Consider the following 15512-nt stretch of genomic DNA (forward strand, 5'->3'; position numbering starts at 1 on the left):
GACACTTCTCTGAATGGCATCCGTCTTCGTTGTGATAATTCGGTATCGACAGCGTTTAGTAGCTGCGGGCGAAAAGTACGCGGCGATGCGACGGTTTGCCGCTGAATACGCATTTGCCCTCCTCCTCGACCGCATCCATCGGGATGCAGCGGATCGTGGCTTTCGTAGCGTCCTTGATCGCCACTTCGGTTTCGACCGTCCCGTCCCAGTGGGCCGAGATGAAGCCGCCCTTGTTTTCCAGCACATCGACGAATTCGTCCCACGTGTCCACTTTGGTAATCATCGAATTGCGGTAGTCGAGCGCCTTGCGGAAGATATTCTGCTGGATTTCGTCCATCAGGGCCGCCACCCGGTCGGTGAGTCCCTCCTGGGGAACGGTTTCCTTTTCGAGCGTATCGCGCCGGACCAGTTCGATCGTGCCGTTCTCCAAGTCGCGGGGGCCGAGAGCCAGACGTACGGGGACGCCCTTGAGCTCGTATTCGGCGAACTTGAAGCCCGAGCGGACGTTGTCGCGGTCGTCGATCTTCACGGAGAGTCCCTTCGACTTGAGCTCTTCGGCGATGGTGCGAAGACGTTCTACGATCTGCCGCATCTGCTCCTCTCCTTTATAAATAGGTATCAGGACGACCTGAATCGGGGCGAGTTTCGGAGGCAGCACCAGGCCGTTGTTATCCGAGTGAGCCATGATGAGCGCTCCCATCAGACGGGTCGAAACACCCCAGGAAGTGGCCCATACGTATTCGAGTTTGCCCTCCTTGTTGATGTATTGTACGTCGAATGCCTTGGCGAAGTTTTGGCCCAGGAAGTGCGACGTGCCGCTCTGGAGGGCCTTGCCGTCCTGCATCAGCGCTTCGATCGTGAGGGTATCGACCGCACCGGCGAACCGTTCGTTCGGCGATTTGTGACCGACGATTACCGGTACGCCCATCCACTCCTCGACGAATTTTTGGTAAACGTGGATCATCCGGGTAGCCTCCTCGATGGCCTCCTCCTTCGTGGCATGGGCCGTGTGGCCCTCCTGCCAGAGAAATTCCGCCGTGCGCAGGAACAGGCGGGTACGCATCTCCCAGCGTACGACGTTCGCCCACTGGTTGCAGAGGATCGGCAGGTCGCGGTAGGACTGGATCCAGCCCTTGTAAGTGTTCCAGATGATCGTTTCCGAGGTGGGACGGACGATCAGCTCCTCTTCGAGTTTGGCATCGGGATCGACCACGACGCCCTTGCCCTCGGGATCGTTTTTCAGGCGGTAGTGGGTGACCACGGCGCACTCCTTGGCAAAGCCTTCCACGTGGTCGGCCTCTTTCGAGAAGAACGACTTGGGGATGAAGAGCGGGAAATAGGCGTTCTGGTGCCCCGTGTCCTTAAACATCTTGTCCAGGGCCGCCTGCATTTTCTCCCAGATGGCATAGCCGTAAGGCTTGATTACCATGCAGCCGCGTACGGCCGAATTTTCGGCTAGACCAGCCTTGACCACCAGGTCGTTGTACCATTGCGAGTAGTTGTCCTCGGCTTTGGTTACGTCTTTAAGTTCCTTTGCCATATCTTATTTATTTTTTAACTTCCGGGAATCGTGTCACCGGCTTCGGAGCCGGCGTATGTCGGTTAGTCGGCAAAATTAACGATTTATGCAGAAATTCGCAACTGCGCTCCGATAAATCTTGAATTTGCCCGCTGCGAGGGGCCGCTTTGCCCCGTCGGTCGAAGGTGCCGATGGCTCGTTTTGCGTTTTTGAAGTCGGTGCGTTTTCTTCTCTGGCCCGAAATCCGGTCTGTCCCGGATAAAAAACGACAGGACTTCCGGTACGGGAGGTTCTGCCGTTGCGATATGTCGTGCGAAACTAAAAGCGGAAGCTGAGGCTCAGGGCCGCGAAGTGGCGCTTGAGTTTGGTATTGTAGATGCCGCTGCCGTTTATGCCGCTCGGAGATTCGAAGTAGTAGAGGTTGTAGTCCGTCTGCTCGGTCGAGGAATAGTTGTAGGCCAGGTCCAGTGCAACGCCCGGAGAGAGTAAAAATCCCAAGCCGGCCGAATAGTAGAGCATCTGCTTGGTCATGGGGGCCGCTGAAACTTGCTCTTCGTCCTGCAGCATGGACCCCATGTAGCCGAAACCGCCCCGGATCGCCAGGAACGGCAGCGGTTTGAACTCCGCGCCTATGCGGACGATATTGGCGCCTTTGTACCAGGAGCGGAACGTGTCGTTATAGATTTCGTTATCGCCGCCCGCGGGATTGTTTTTCATCCGCATCCCGTTGTACCAGTCGCGCTCGTAATCCACGGAGATCAGACCCCGGTTGCCGAAGGCGTAGGAGATGCCGAACATCAGGCGGGCCGGCGTGGTGAACTCCCAGTTGTAACCGCCCGTATCTTCCAGTACGGGAGAGAGGGCGTCCGTATATTGGTTGCCGTCCGGACCTGGTTTGAGACCGTCGGGGTCGTTCGGGTTATTGACATGCACCCCGGAATCGGTGTAGGCCTGATAGGTACGGTCGATCCAGTAATAGGTCGGGGTGTGGAAAGCGAAGCCGATTCGCAGATTCTGAATGGGCCGGTAGATCATGCCGAGCTTGAAATTGACCCCTGCGCCGTCCAGGATGACTTCCTGGTTGAAGTTCGAATAGAGCAGTTGGTAGTCCAGGTTCGGATCGGTGCCGTTGCCGGGATAGACGTAATCTTCTCCGTAATAGTAGGTTTTGCGTTGATACAGGGACTGAATGCCGAACGTGGCCCCGATATAGAACTTGTTGTTCAGGTTGAATCCTGCCGAAATGTCGTATTCGCCTATCGAGCCATTGCTTACGACGGTCGTGTAGTTGCCGATATCGACGTTGTTGCCGATCCAGGTCGGCTGCCACCTGCTGCCGATTTGATCCGTGAATCCGGCCTTGTAGCCGAGGATCGAACCCCAGAGCCGGGGGTTGAAGTTGCTCCAGTTGAAGCCGCCGGTGATCTGATCCCTGTTGATACCGCTGTATTGCAGCATGTCGGAGAAAACGTCGGCGATCGAGCTGACATTGCCCTGTGTATAATAGGAGTATTGGTAGTTGAGGTCCTGCAGGCGGTTGTAGCCGAACCCGATATTGACGCTCACGAGCGGTCCCGATCCTTCGTAAACATTGGCCGTAAAGCCGAAGTTGCCGATCGAAAACCGGTTTTTACTGTTGGAGTTGAATGCCGGAGCGTTGTTTTCCGCCCGTGCGAAACTCATCAGAGACGTGATCGAAATTTCGTTGTGCCGGTACATGCCCAGGCCCGCCGGGTTGATCGCCATGGACGTAAGATCCGCTCCGAGGGAGGTGAAGGCGCCTGCCATGGCCATCGACCGCGCCGTTCCGAGGCTGAAGGTCGTTTGCGAGAGTTCGAAGAGGTCGGACGGGGTGACGATGTCACGGTCCATCAATAAACCTCCGGAGCTTTGAGCCGACGCCGGGGCGGTTGCGAACAAGGCCGCTGAAAGCAGCGCCAAAATTCCGAGATGTTTCATAACAAAAATCGTTGAGTTGTTTTTTCGTTTCCGGCGTTCGGGACAGCAGGGGCGGAAACGATCGCCGCTGCCGGTCGAAACCGGTCGTTGCGTTCATATTCGTTTGCCGCCTGCGTGTGCATCCTGTGCGCCGTCCGTCGAAATTTGCCGGGGTGATCGTTTAACGGCCGTAAGAGTTACGTCCGCTGCTGTTTCCGCCGCGGACCCCTCCGCCTCCGCCCACGAAGCTGCCGCTCGAACCTCTGTTCGGTTGCGAGGGGGCCGGGGTGTAAGTCCCTCTGTTCGTTGTCGAACTGCTTCCCCGGTAGGAGCTGCTGCTGCCTCCGAACGAAGGATTGCGGTAGGTCGAGCTGCCTCGATTGACTGACGATGAGCCGCCTCGGAAGCTGGAGCTGGAATTGCTGTTGGTCCTGCCGCCCCGGAAGCTGCCGCTGCCGACCGTAGTGCCGTTTCTGTAGCCGTTGTTCAAACTACCCTGGCCGCGCCCTCCGAAACTGGTCGATCCGATGTTCGATCCCGCTCCCGATCCGTACCGGTAGGTAGAGCGGTGTACGACGTTGGGCCGATGGTGCGGCGGGTACGGGTGGTGGTGATGGCCGCCTCCCCAGCCGGGATAATAACCCCAGTAAGGGTAATAGCCTCCCCAGTAAGGATAACCCCAATAGGGGTTGTAGCTGTAATAAGGCCAGCCGAAACCGGGGTATGCCCAGGGATAGGGATTGTAACCCCAACTGAAATACCAGTCGTTATAAAGACCTGCGCTCCATCCGAAGCTCACTATGCTGGGAGAACCCCATGTGCCGAACATCGAAGTAATGTATTTGGGTTCGACCCACACTTCGTCGCCCATGACGATGATGTTGTAAACGGCCGGGTCGTAGGCCGAAACGAATTGGTAGGTGCCGTTGTAACGAAGGTTGAAATAGCTCGTCGGCATCTGATAGGTCGGGGAGCTGAATCCCCGCAAACGACGGGCATAGGCGCTTTCGTACGTGTCGGCCAACACGCCCTGGTAGGAGTCGTCCGATGCGTAGTATGCGGCTTCCGCCTGCCGGGCCTCTATTTCGGCGCGACGGGCTTCCGCTTCGGCCTTGCGAGCTTCGGCTATCGCCTGTTTTTCCTGGGCGATGCGGGTGACATCGTGTTCCGCGTACATGTCGTCGATGTTGTAGGCGCCGGATTGGTAGAGTGCCGGCGAACAGCTTGCCGCGAAGAGCGACACGAGCAGAGCACCTATTTTGAAATTTCGGTTTTTCATCGTGTTTCGGAGTTACTGTGTGGTTATATTTTCAACGAAAACCGTACCGGTTTTATTGCCGATGAGTCATTATCTCACAAAAGTAGCAATAAAATCGGGAAATACATTGAGCGGGTGAAAATAGAAATTCGAATCTTTTTTTGTTCCGAAAATGCTTTTTTTGCGAAAAATAGCTATATTTGCACTCCGAATTACCGGCCGAAGGGTTGGTGATGGACCGGGAGAGATGCCGGAGTGGTCGATCGGGCCGCACTCGAAATGCGGTGTACGGGCAACTGTACCGGGGGTTCGAATCCCTCCCTCTCCGCTGAACGTGCTGGACAGAAATGGTCAGCAAACGGACAAAAAGCTACAAATCAATGATTTGTGGCTTTTTTTATTGCCCGAAAGTCCTGCTTCCAAGACTTCAAAAGTACGGTAAAAGACAAAGTTTCGTTACTAAATCGTTACCTATTCCCTGCCGGACAAAAACGGTAACGATTTGTCCATAAATGACCTGATAATGACTTGATTAGTCCATAGTCTGCATAACTCAAAAACGAGAGGTAAAAAGTAATTTTGCAACTAAAAAAAGTGAGTTATGAAATCGACATTCAAGGTTCTTTTTTATTTGAAGAAAGGTTCTGAAAAGAAAAACGGCGAGGTAATGATTATGGCACGTATCACTATTGACGGCAAACAGTGCCAGTTCAGTACGAAACAGAGCATCCAGCCCGGTAACTGGAGTATTGCCGCAGGCAAAGCCAAAGGCAGGGATGCCGGAAGAATAAACGCCCTGCTGGACGACATACGTTCTTCCCTGAACACCATTTACCACGAAATGCAGCGGCGTGACAACTACGTGACCGCCGAGAAAGTGAAGAACGAGTTCTTGGGACACAGCGAGAGCCACGAAACAATCCTTTCATTGTTCCAAAAGCACAATGACGATGTGAAGCAGCTTGTGGGCATATCCAAGACGATAGCGACCTACCGCAAGTATGAAGTGACCCGCCGCCACCTTGCCGAGTTCATCCGCAGCAAGTACAACGTATCGGACATATCCATTAAGGAAATTACTCCAATGTTCATTACCGATTTTGAGTTGTATTTGCGTACCGCCTGCAAGTGCGGTTACAACACCACCGCCAAGTTCATGCAGTTCTTCAAGCGCATCATCATCATTGCCCGCAACAACGGCATACTGGTGGGCGACCCGTTCGCCAGCTACAAAATTCGGCTGGAAAAAGTGGATAGGGGCTACTTGACGGAGGACGAGATAAAAATCATCCTTAAAAAGAAAATGGTTTCCGAACGGCTGGAACACGTCAGGGACTTGTTCGTCTTTTCCTGTTTCTGCGGTTTGGCTTACAGCGATGTTGCCAACTTGCGGCAGGAGAATATCCAAAAGTCCTTTGACGGCAACCTTTGGATAATCACCAAGCGGGTAAAGACCAACACGGACGTGAATGTTCCCCTGCTGGATATTCCCAAGATGATTTTGAAGAAGTACAAGGGCAAGTTGCCGGACGGCAAGATACTTCCCGTAATCAGCAATCAGAAGCTAAACGCCTACTTGAAAGAGATTGCCGATATTTGCGGTATTAAAAAGAACCTGACATTCCACCTTGCCCGGCACACGTTCGCCACGACCACCACGCTGTCAAAGGGCGTACCCATTGAAACGGTGTCCAAGATGCTGGGACACACAAATATAGAAACTACGCAAATTTACGCCCGCATCACCAACAGCAAGATAGGCAGCGATATGCAGGGGCTTGACAAGAAGTTTGTCGGCATCGAGAAAATTTACAAGGAAGTAGCCATGTAACATGGCTGCTATTTCCCGAACAACAAGTATCACCTTTCAATAAATAAATGCGTTATGGCTAAGCAATCTAAAATAGAATACAGTAAAGAATACCTCACAAGCGAGGAACTGGCAGCGATTTCAAAAGTGAAACTGCCCCTGTCCCGGCAGCGTAAAGCCCGTGACATTTTCCTGTTCTCGTGCTACACGGGAATGGCATACAGTGACATAATCAGGCTTAGGAAAGAAAATATCTTGGCACATTCCCGTGAAAAACGTTTTCTGCGCTTTCATGTGTCTAAAAGTACCTTGCTATACTCGTTTCCACTGCTTGATGCGCCTTACGACATTTTGAAGAAATACCGGGGGCTTCAAGAAAACGGGGAGCTTCTGCCCGTTTTACCACTCCCGGCGATAAATTACGATTTACAAAACGTTTGTGCCGCCGCTGGCATAAAAAAATCCGTTACCTTATCTTGCGCCCGCAAGACATTTGCCTTTGTTGTCGCTCCTGAAAACGGCATTACCGCCAGTATGCTAACGGGGATTTACAATGAACACAATCGGTAACAAAGCAGGTAACGATTTCGGTAACTAAATACCACATAACAATCTATATCCAAGCATTTTACATTCTTCCACCTTGCGGGCAGTCCACCGACTACCCGCATTTTTTATATCCTTTTCCAACTGGCACATTCCCCGAAACGCCAGCCGTGCGTGGCATGGCTGACTGTATTTCGTGAAAAGAGCCGTTGGAAACCCGCACAAGCGTATTGCAAGCAAGCTCACAACACCCTTGCCTTTCCCGCCCGCATGGAGTGTTCCCTAAAAGATGAAAGAGAACAGGCACTTTTCCCCGGTTTCCCTATCTGTAAATCTTCCTCTTACGCAGTCCCCCAGCCGGGACAGTCGTTTTAATCATTTCAATAGGCAAAGGTAGTTACGTGTTCTTCACGATTTTGCAAGGTCGAGCCGTTCCGGTTTGGCGAAAAAATCTTCCCTGCCTTGCGAGGTATTTTTTGCCCAAAACCTTGCAAACTCTAAACACTACCCTTTTGAGCCTATGTGAAACGAAAACGACCGACCCGACCGGAAGACGCATAAAAAAAAAGTCGGATTTACGGGAAACAGGAAAAAAGTTCAGTGAAACTTCAACTCCCTCACCTCTCAAATCCGCATAAAATTAAAAACTTAAAAAATTACAGCAATATGGAAGCAAAGGTATTATCGGAAGCAAAAGTTTATGTAGGCACTTATGCCAAGTACAACAACGGTTCATTGTCCGGCGCATGGCTCGATCTTTCGGACTATTCGGACAAGGAAGAATTTTATGAAGCCTGCCGGGAACTTCACAAGGACGAGGAAGATGCGGAATACATGTTTCAGGACTGGGAGAACGTGCCGGAGGGCTTAATCGACGAAAGCTGGATTTCTGAAAACTTCTTCGCCCTGCGTGATGCGGTGGAGGATTTGAGCGACACCGAGCAGGAAGCCTTTTTCGTGTGGTGCAACTATAAAAGCCATGATTTGGGCGAGGAAGATGCGGACGACCTTGTACGGGATTTCCGGGATGAATATCAAGGGGAATATGACGATGAAGAAGATTTCGCCTATGAAATTGTAGAGGAATGTTACGACCTGCCGGAGTTCGCAAAGACCTATTTCGATTACAAACAGTTTGCCCGTGACCTGTTCATGTGCGATTACTGGTTTGATGACGGCTTTGTGTTCCGTGCGGCATAACAACCAATCCGGGCGGGGTGTCAAAGCCCTGCCCGCTTAAAACAACCAAGTTTATAACCATAAAAAAATAAGACATCATGCAGTCACTTAACAAAAACGGGGTAAGCATCACCCAAACACCGGGAGAAGAAAAGTTCGTGAAATGCTGTTTGGGGGCTTTCAGGGGACAAATTTATTATCAATATGACTACCGCCACACGGACGGCGAACTTTTCAGCACGGTAGCCAAAACGCTGGACGAGTGCCGCCGCAGGCGTGACGAATGGGTAGCGAAGAAGAACGGAGTAATAAACAAGTAAATTTCAGGGACATGAAAACAACAGAAGTAAACAAGGAGCTTATCGGCAGGCGTTGCGAGTGCATTTTTACGGGCTTAATGGTAACGGGCGTTATCGAGGACATCCAAGACGACCAGCATTCCATAGCGGTCAAAGTCCGTTTCGACCACCCGCACCAGTGGGGCGATGATTTGTATAATGATGTGTGGGCGTGGGGGCGCAAAACTGACGAGTTCGGCACGCTGCATCATTTGCAACTGTTGGAGGACAAACCAGACTTTCAGATAATGACGGTAGTTTTCGGCGAGCCAATCAGCCGGATAGACCGCAGTGTTTTTGAAGATGTGGAAACGTGGGGCGTCTGTTCCCTGCAAGGCTGGGTAAACAGCTATGAAAGTGTCCGGTTTGTAGCCATAGACGACCATACGGCAATCATCACGGGCGAATATAACATGGAGCAGGTAAAGGTGTGGTTAGAGAAATACACGTCCATAAAGAGCCTTAAAACCAGTTGATAGAGGACGGCGGCTGCTTGCCGCCGTTACTTTCTTCCGTGAGCCTGCCAGCGGGTGAAGAAAGTAACAAAGAAGCCTTTCGTTTTCCCTATCATGGAAACAGCCCGCCGATGCTTCCCGGCGGGCTGTCTGCCCGATATTTACGCTTTGCGTATCATTCCATACCCGGTTTCCCAAGAGGATGATAAAAACGGATGTCGCAACTATAAATCCTCATAGTGAATAAATTTTACACCAAGTATGCACACGGTTTCTTCTTCCTCGATGTCATATTTCCATGTCCGTTTATTGACAAGCATTTCCGTTTCGCAATCGAACCATACCATTACGGGCGCATCATCTTCTTCGTCCGCCCATTTGAAAACCTGATTGGACGGCGTTTTCCATAATTCAGCACTGTCACGTTCGGAAATACAGTCCTTGTCCACAATGATGATGTCACCTACTGCCGGAACTGTATCTGTTTCCAACGTGGTTTCTATGTACCACGAGATACCTTCTATATCCAATTCTATTTTTACCATGTCGTTTTATTATTAGGGGGTTATTGTTTCCGTTCCTTCTTCGCTGTTGTCATTATTAAATGATAGTGTAAGTTGCTGCATCTGCCCGAAGCTGTCGATGATATAAATGTCAATCGTCTGCTGGTCGGTCGATGCCGAGGTGTAGTAGAGCCTGAACGTTTCTTTCTCCAGCGGGTAAAGGTCATTGGGCAGGAACACCGTGCCGTTATCCATTTCCAGCTTCCCTTTGCCGTCCGGCTGGAAATACCTTATCTGATAGGTAGTCGGCTGGTAATAGCCGCCACGCACCAGTCGGCAGCGTATTTCGGCGGTTTCCCCGACTTTCAGCCTTTTGGGTACTGGCAGCGTTTCGATGCTGAACGGGTACGCCTGCTGAATATCCAAATTGTCATTACAGGCGGTGACAAGTACAAGGGCGGCCACGATGTAGCAGCCCATGATGATTTTATACATTACATTCTTCATATACATTATTATATAGCGGTCAGTTGATAATGAATTTCAGTCCCAAAGATACCTGCGAGTGGAACTTGCCTATGTCCGAGCTGAACAACGCCCGTTCCCTTGCGTTCAGCAGCAGAGCCACCCGGTCGGTCAGGTAGGCTTCCAGTTCCAGCGTGAGCGCACCGCCGTAAATAAAGCAGTCCTTATCCAATAAGGTAGAGCCGTCCGGCAGTAGCTTTTCGCTTTTGTTGCTCACCTCATACCCGGCGAGTGCTGACAGTCCCAGCGAGAGGAAAAAAGTCTTTCGCCTGTCCGAAAGGAATTTCAGGTAATAGCCGCCCTCTGCGGTGAACTGTTCGACTGGTATCTGCATATCCTTGTAGTCATACTTCTTGTGCAGGTATTCCCCACCAATCACCCAGCGGTTGGCGTTCTTGGTGTAAACGCTGTATGCCGCCCCGATATGGTAGGCGAAATCCGTGTTGTCATTCCAGTGTACACCGTCCGTCATGCCCGCCGTGACCTGCAAGCCTTTCATACCCGGCAGGTATCTTTGTGCGTGTGCCTGGTTGAAATGCAGGCACAGCGCAAAGAGTATTCCGATAAATAGAAACCGTTTCATCCCTATTTGATTTTGAGTTCGTTAATCACTTCTGCGTTTATGATGTCGGCGTTCTCCACCCGGATAACCTGATGCCGCCCGCCGTTTTTCTCGTAGAGTTCCACAAGTAGCAGCTTATCGTCCGGTATGGTGAACTTCGGCAGGGCGTACACCGTGCGGACGGTACTTTTCCCGGTAATCTCTATCACCTCGTTGTAGCTGCGTACCGCATCCAGCACAGTTTCCTGAATAGCCGTGCGTTTGGGTACTTTCTTATCGACTATCTTAAACTTGATGAAGTCGGTATCGAAAGGCACGTTGGAACTGTTCTTCGTCTGCGTGTGTACATAGAGCATCCCGTTATAGGTATAAATCCCCTTGATTAAGAACTGGATGCCGAAACGCTTGCTACCCAAGTGGCGCACTTTCCGGTCGTTGTTCTTGTAGATGCTCTGCATTATCAGTTTCACCAGTAGCGGGCTTTCATTACCCAGTTCCCGGAAATAGATGTTCATGCGGGTATGCGAAAAGTCGGACGTATCTTCATTTTCCAAGAAGTCTTTCATTTCGATATTGAGCATTTCCGGCTCACGGGCGTACTTGGCGTTGAACGAAAAGAAGCTGCCGTCCTCGCAAATGACGGAGAAGTTCGTTTCGCCCGGAAAGCCCTCTGTCGTGGCTTTCACCCGGATTACGTTCTCCGCACCGTCAGCCTTGCCCGCTATGATGTGGTTGCTTCCCAAATCGACATAGCGGACGGCGGCGGGGAAGATGATGTGTACCGTCTTGGCAAAGGTCACTTCCACGCCGTAGGGCGTTACCATTTGTCGGTAAGGCAGTTTCCGGGTAATGCCCCGGTACAAGTCGTTACCTGCCGCATACTTCACGGTGTCGGTTTCCTGTGCGTTTGCCGCACACACGCCCAGCAAGAGGGCGAGCAATACAAAAATCTGTTTCATTATCAATTAAAATTTTAGTGGATGAATATTTGTTGAGTAATTATTGCTGTTTGGCGTAAAGCATCACCTTGTACCCGGCTTTCAGCTTTACTTTTACTGTCCTGAACTTTTTCGCAAGATAGCCGGACGTTCCTTGCAGTAAGCCCCTTGTTACGTCCATAGCCACCTGTTGCCCGGCACTTTGGGCAAAGGAAATGCTTGTACCCAGCCCGCTGCCGATGTTCGCCATAGCTTCGTTGAACGCTTCCTGCTCCATTGAGGACGGGACGGAAAGCCCCTTTTGCCCGTCCGTGTCGAACACGGCAAGCTCCACCGGGATGATGTTGCCAGCGTACTCAATCGAGGACACCACTATGTCGAGCCGTTCGCCCTGCACCTTTGCCGTACCCGCTACAAGGGTATTCTTTGGTACAACGATGTTCCCGGCTTGCATGGGTTCAAGCAGCCGGAGTTTCACCGCCTGCCCGTCCGTCAGCGTTTGGTCTTGGTGGATGCAGGCGGCTACCGTATTCTTTCCCATAACGTAACCCGTGCCTACCGCCGTGTTGAAGCCGTAGTTGCGGGGCTGGCTGTACGCCCGGATGAAGTCGGCATCGCTCATGGGCTGCTGCAATCCCGATACGGTTGTTTCCCTAATAGCCTGTACTGTCACCGCATCCGGTTTGCGTTCAATGCCGCCAGTTACGGGTACTTGCGCCACTTGCCCGCCGTCATTCATATACCTTGCCGCCAGTTCGTAGGACTTTTCCAAGAGTGCCATTTGGTCGTCAGTGGTGGGTGTGGCGTTCTGCTGTTGTTGCAGTCGGTCGGTCAGTTCCGCCACCTGCCGCTTCAAGTCCTCTTTTTCCTCGTCCACCGCTGGGGTTTCGTAGAACGTGCTTAACTGGCGGTTGATGTCCCGGTAAGCCGCCCGTGAAGAAGCACCGCCGCCCCTTTGGGGCTTCGCATCATCTTCCGGCATCAGGTCGATTTCCGCTTGCGGTTCTTCCGTTTCATCGTCCCCCGTGAAACCGAAGTCCTGCAAGGACTGTATCTTGTCCTGCTGTTTGCGGTTCAGCATTGCTTGTTCGTAAGCCTTTTGCTTGTCGGCTATAATCCCGTCCTCTGCGGGCAGGGGTATGTCGGCGTTGAAGCCGCCCACGCTTTCCACATTCACGTCCTCTTTGCCGGAGGGGGCGAATATCAGGTACATGCACCCGGCAAAGGCAAGGAACATCAGCGGGAAGACTATCATTTTCCTGCGCTGCTGTATCTGTTGCGGGGTAAGTTCCCGTTTGGGCTTCTTTTCCTTTTCAGGCTTCCCGTCCGTCTGCGGTACGGTCGTGCCGTTCTCATTCTTCTGTACTTCTTCCATATTGCGGTCTGTTTAAGGGGGTGATACTTTTGGTTGTGTCATTGCCATGTAACGGCAGTTGCCTGATGTGTTCTATTTGCAGCCTTTGCCCGTCCCGTTTCCCGATATTGTAAATTGATGAAACGGTGATGTAGATAGACAAGCCGCCGAAAAATAGGAACATCACGAGGATAACCGCCAGCCTTTTGCCCGGCGTAATCCGTCCGCACATTCGGCGCAGGCAGTCGTCCGCCCAGTCCTGCACCTTTTCGATATAGTTTCGTTTCCTTTCCATACGGCTATCTTTTAACGGTTTGCAAATCCTTGTTCTCGGTAATGGTAAACGCTTCGATAATGAAGCCGTGCGGGTTGTTGTCGCTCCGTGTGGCGTTGAGCAGGCGGCACGAGGTCACAAGGCTTCGCACCGTCAGGCTGCTTTCCCGGACAATCAACTGGCGGGCATACGTGTTCACCTTGTAGGGGTACTGGTCGAAGTCGCACTTCACGCTGTCAATCTCCACCGTCTGCGTGACGTTTCCGGAAATCACCCGGTTGTAGTAGCCCTTTTCCGCCAAGTCCTTGTAATAGTTGAAAGCGGTCTTGTCGGCGAGGAACAGCGAGCGTTTGATGTTGCTTTCGATAGCCCCCTTGTCGGGTGATAAGGTGAAAAACAGTTCGTGGAAACGCCGCACGTGCGATTTGGCTTCCACGGGTCTGTTCTGCGCCATGTCCTGCGAGAGAGCCAGCATCAGGCTTTTACCGTTGTCGAGGACGTATATCTTCTGCCGCTGTTTTTCGGCGAAGCTGTACGAGTTCCACACAGCAAAGCCCGTCACCAGTGCGCACAGGCAGATGAATACCAGCGCAAAGAGCCGGATTTGCCGGAAACTCGTTTCGATGTTCGTTAATGATTTAAATTCCATATACTAAATTTTGATGTTGGTTATTTGAGTAGTTTTCCGGCTACTTTCCCGGTTGCCGCACCCGTCACAGCCCCGGCGATTGACCCAGCCCGTGCCACGTTGCGGTTATAGGCAGACGTGCCGCCAGCCGACACAATCCAGCTTGCCACCGTAGGAATGGTGAAGTAGCCCACGATACCTATAATCATAAAGATTACATACACGGTGCTGCTCCCGTCAGGAATGAAATTCGGGTCTGAAAGTTCCTGAATGTCCTTTTGGAGCATCAGCGTTTGTATGCGTGCCAGCACGCTGCTGAACAAGTCAGACACGGGCAACCACAGGTAAATGGAGATATAGCGTGAAATCCACTGGGTCAGCGTGCTTTGGAAACCGTCATAGACGGAAATCGCAAACGCCAGCGGACCCAGTATCGAAAGCACAATCAGGAAGAACGTGCGCAGCGTGTCGATAATCAGCCCCGCCGCCTGAAAGAGCATTTCCAACAGTTCCCTGAACCAGTCCCGGACGGACTTCTTGATGTTGTACGCCGCCCTGTCCATGTACATACCCGTCATAGTCACCATGTCGGAGGGCGACCAGCCCAGTTCTTCCAGTTGCCTGTCAAATTCCTCGTCCGATGCGAGGTAAGCCGTTTCGGGGCTTCGCATCAGGGCTTCATATTCCAGTCGGTCTTTTTGCGCCCGGTACTCGTTCATGTCGAAAGTCTGCGTTTCCATAAGCTGGTTGCATCCTTTCACCACTGGCGACAGCACCGTGTTGATAGTCCCCAGCACGAACGTGGGAAAGAACATGATGCACAGCCCCAGCGCAAAGGGACGCAGGAGCGGGTACACGTCTATGGGTTCGGCACGTGCGAGCGACTGCCACACTTTTGCCGCCACGTAGAACAAAGCCCCCAATCCGGCAATACCTTTCGCTACCCCCGTCATGTTGCTGCACAAGGGCATCATTTCATCGTACAGCACCCGCAACACTTGGTGCAAGTTGTCAAAATCCACTGCTGCTAATAACATAGGCATACCGATTTATATGTTACCAGTAGCGTTCATCCGCCGAGCCGTAGAGAGCCAGCACCCGGTCGGTGTCGTTCTTCTTCTTTGCCCGCAGGTAGGACACGGAAATGTTCTTTCGGGTGTAGTAGTTCACGAGGTTGCGGTAATTCAATAGGCTTCGGTAGGCATTATCAATAATGGCCAGCCGTTCAGCATCCGTCAGCGACATACCCGTAATGTTCACTACATTTTTCAAGTCCTGCAACACGTCCGAGCTTTCCGACATCAGTTTGGCATAGCCGAACGAGATTGCCGACAGTTCGTCAGGCGTGAAATTCGGGTCTGCCAGCATACTTTGGAAGTTACGCACGTAGATTTCGGATATTTCCGCCACCAGTTCAATGGACTTCTTCACCTTGACACCGCCCTTAACCACGTCATGCACCGCTTTGAGCGCATCGTAATATTTTTTACCCTGCTGGAAAATCTTCTGCGCTTCCATGAAGCCGTCCAGCGTGTTCTTAGCTGTGGTGGAAGTCTGCACTATCTGCTTGGTGGTGTTGATGATACCCTGTGCCAAGTTGCCGGGGTCTGACACCACCCACTGTGCGGATGCCTTGCCGATGAAGCAAAGGCATACCGCCATAAGGAGAATTGTTTTCTTCATGT

The 15512-nt window shown here is 51.9% G+C and carries 17 protein-coding genes and 1 tRNA gene; 6 read left to right on the top strand and 12 right to left on the bottom strand.

Features of this window, described 5'->3' with window-relative positions:
* Positions 1-55: 55 nt before the first annotated feature.
* The 3 genes from proS to ALIPUT_RS09270 form a co-directional block, all read right to left on the bottom strand.
* Positions 56-1540, bottom strand: coding sequence for a proline--tRNA ligase (gene proS, locus ALIPUT_RS09260; protein WP_004329644.1), 1485 nt, complete (start codon positions 1538-1540; stop codon positions 56-58).
* A gap of 297 nt (positions 1541-1837) precedes the next feature.
* Positions 1838-3478, bottom strand: a complete 1641-nt coding sequence (locus tag ALIPUT_RS09265; RefSeq protein WP_004329645.1) for an OmpP1/FadL family transporter — start codon at positions 3476-3478, stop codon at positions 1838-1840.
* 160 nt (positions 3479-3638) lie between these two features.
* A complete protein-coding gene (locus ALIPUT_RS09270; RefSeq protein WP_004329647.1) occupies positions 3639-4736 on the bottom strand; it encodes a hypothetical protein in 1098 nt (365 codons plus the stop codon).
* Between the two features lie 220 nt (positions 4737-4956).
* Here ALIPUT_RS09270 and ALIPUT_RS09275 point away from each other — a divergent pair.
* The 6 genes from ALIPUT_RS09275 (at position 4957) to ALIPUT_RS09300 (ending at position 9064) form a co-directional block, all read left to right on the top strand.
* A tRNA-Ser gene (locus tag ALIPUT_RS09275) sits at positions 4957-5043 on the top strand.
* A gap of 273 nt (positions 5044-5316) precedes the next feature.
* Complete coding sequence (locus ALIPUT_RS09280) at positions 5317-6546, top strand: site-specific integrase (RefSeq protein WP_004329648.1); 1230 nt, start codon at positions 5317-5319, stop codon at positions 6544-6546.
* A gap of 54 nt (positions 6547-6600) precedes the next feature.
* Complete coding sequence (locus tag ALIPUT_RS09285; protein ID WP_004329649.1) at positions 6601-7095, top strand: site-specific integrase; 495 nt, start codon at positions 6601-6603, stop codon at positions 7093-7095.
* Between the two features lie 642 nt (positions 7096-7737).
* Positions 7738-8271, top strand: coding sequence for an antirestriction protein ArdA (locus tag ALIPUT_RS09290; RefSeq protein WP_004329650.1), 534 nt, complete (start codon positions 7738-7740; stop codon positions 8269-8271).
* Between the two features lie 77 nt (positions 8272-8348).
* Positions 8349-8570: a DUF3873 domain-containing protein gene (locus ALIPUT_RS09295; RefSeq protein ID WP_004329651.1), complete on the top strand. Its 222-nt coding sequence runs from the start codon at positions 8349-8351 to the stop codon at positions 8568-8570.
* 11 nt (positions 8571-8581) lie between these two features.
* The gene (locus tag ALIPUT_RS09300) at positions 8582-9064 is read left to right on the top strand and encodes a DUF7258 domain-containing protein (protein ID WP_004329652.1); all 483 of its coding nucleotides are present in this window, start codon (positions 8582-8584) and stop codon (positions 9062-9064) included.
* Between the two features lie 203 nt (positions 9065-9267).
* On the opposite strand, the gene ALIPUT_RS09305 is transcribed toward ALIPUT_RS09300, so the two are convergent.
* Genes ALIPUT_RS09305 through ALIPUT_RS09345 form a run of 9 tightly spaced genes read right to left on the bottom strand, consistent with a single transcriptional unit; the run spans position 9268 to position 15510 of the window.
* Entirely contained in the window at positions 9268-9588 is a 321-nt protein-coding gene (locus tag ALIPUT_RS09305; RefSeq protein WP_004308767.1) for a hypothetical protein, read from the bottom strand.
* A 12-nt stretch (positions 9589-9600) separates the two neighbouring features.
* Positions 9601-10059, bottom strand: coding sequence for a DUF3872 domain-containing protein (locus ALIPUT_RS09310; protein ID WP_004329653.1), 459 nt, complete (start codon positions 10057-10059; stop codon positions 9601-9603).
* 13 nt (positions 10060-10072) lie between these two features.
* On the bottom strand, positions 10073-10654 hold the full coding sequence (locus ALIPUT_RS09315; RefSeq protein ID WP_004329654.1) for a conjugal transfer protein TraO: 582 nt from the start codon (positions 10652-10654) through the stop codon (positions 10073-10075).
* Between the two features lie 2 nt (positions 10655-10656).
* A complete protein-coding gene (traN, locus tag ALIPUT_RS09320; RefSeq protein ID WP_004329655.1) occupies positions 10657-11592 on the bottom strand; it encodes a conjugative transposon protein TraN in 936 nt (311 codons plus the stop codon).
* Between the two features lie 40 nt (positions 11593-11632).
* A complete protein-coding gene (gene traM, locus ALIPUT_RS09325) occupies positions 11633-12946 on the bottom strand; it encodes a conjugative transposon protein TraM (protein ID WP_004329656.1) in 1314 nt (437 codons plus the stop codon).
* On the bottom strand, positions 12924-13220 hold the full coding sequence (locus ALIPUT_RS09330; protein ID WP_004329657.1) for a TraL conjugative transposon family protein: 297 nt from the start codon (positions 13218-13220) through the stop codon (positions 12924-12926). Before ALIPUT_RS09330 ends, traM begins: the two co-directional genes overlap by 23 nt.
* Before the next feature lie 4 nt (positions 13221-13224).
* Positions 13225-13848 (bottom strand): conjugative transposon protein TraK, encoded by a 624-nt coding sequence (gene traK / locus ALIPUT_RS09335; protein WP_004309966.1) that lies wholly within the window; start codon positions 13846-13848, stop codon positions 13225-13227.
* A gap of 20 nt (positions 13849-13868) precedes the next feature.
* Complete coding sequence (gene traJ / locus ALIPUT_RS09340; RefSeq protein ID WP_147554451.1) at positions 13869-14864, bottom strand: conjugative transposon protein TraJ; 996 nt, start codon at positions 14862-14864, stop codon at positions 13869-13871.
* A gap of 19 nt (positions 14865-14883) precedes the next feature.
* Positions 14884-15510: a DUF4141 domain-containing protein gene (locus ALIPUT_RS09345; protein WP_004325453.1), complete on the bottom strand. Its 627-nt coding sequence runs from the start codon at positions 15508-15510 to the stop codon at positions 14884-14886.
* Positions 15511-15512 lie beyond the last annotated feature (2 nt).

The organism is Alistipes putredinis DSM 17216 (assembly GCF_000154465.1).
In the GTDB taxonomy this organism is placed as follows: Bacteria; Bacteroidota; Bacteroidia; order Bacteroidales; family Rikenellaceae; genus Alistipes; species Alistipes putredinis.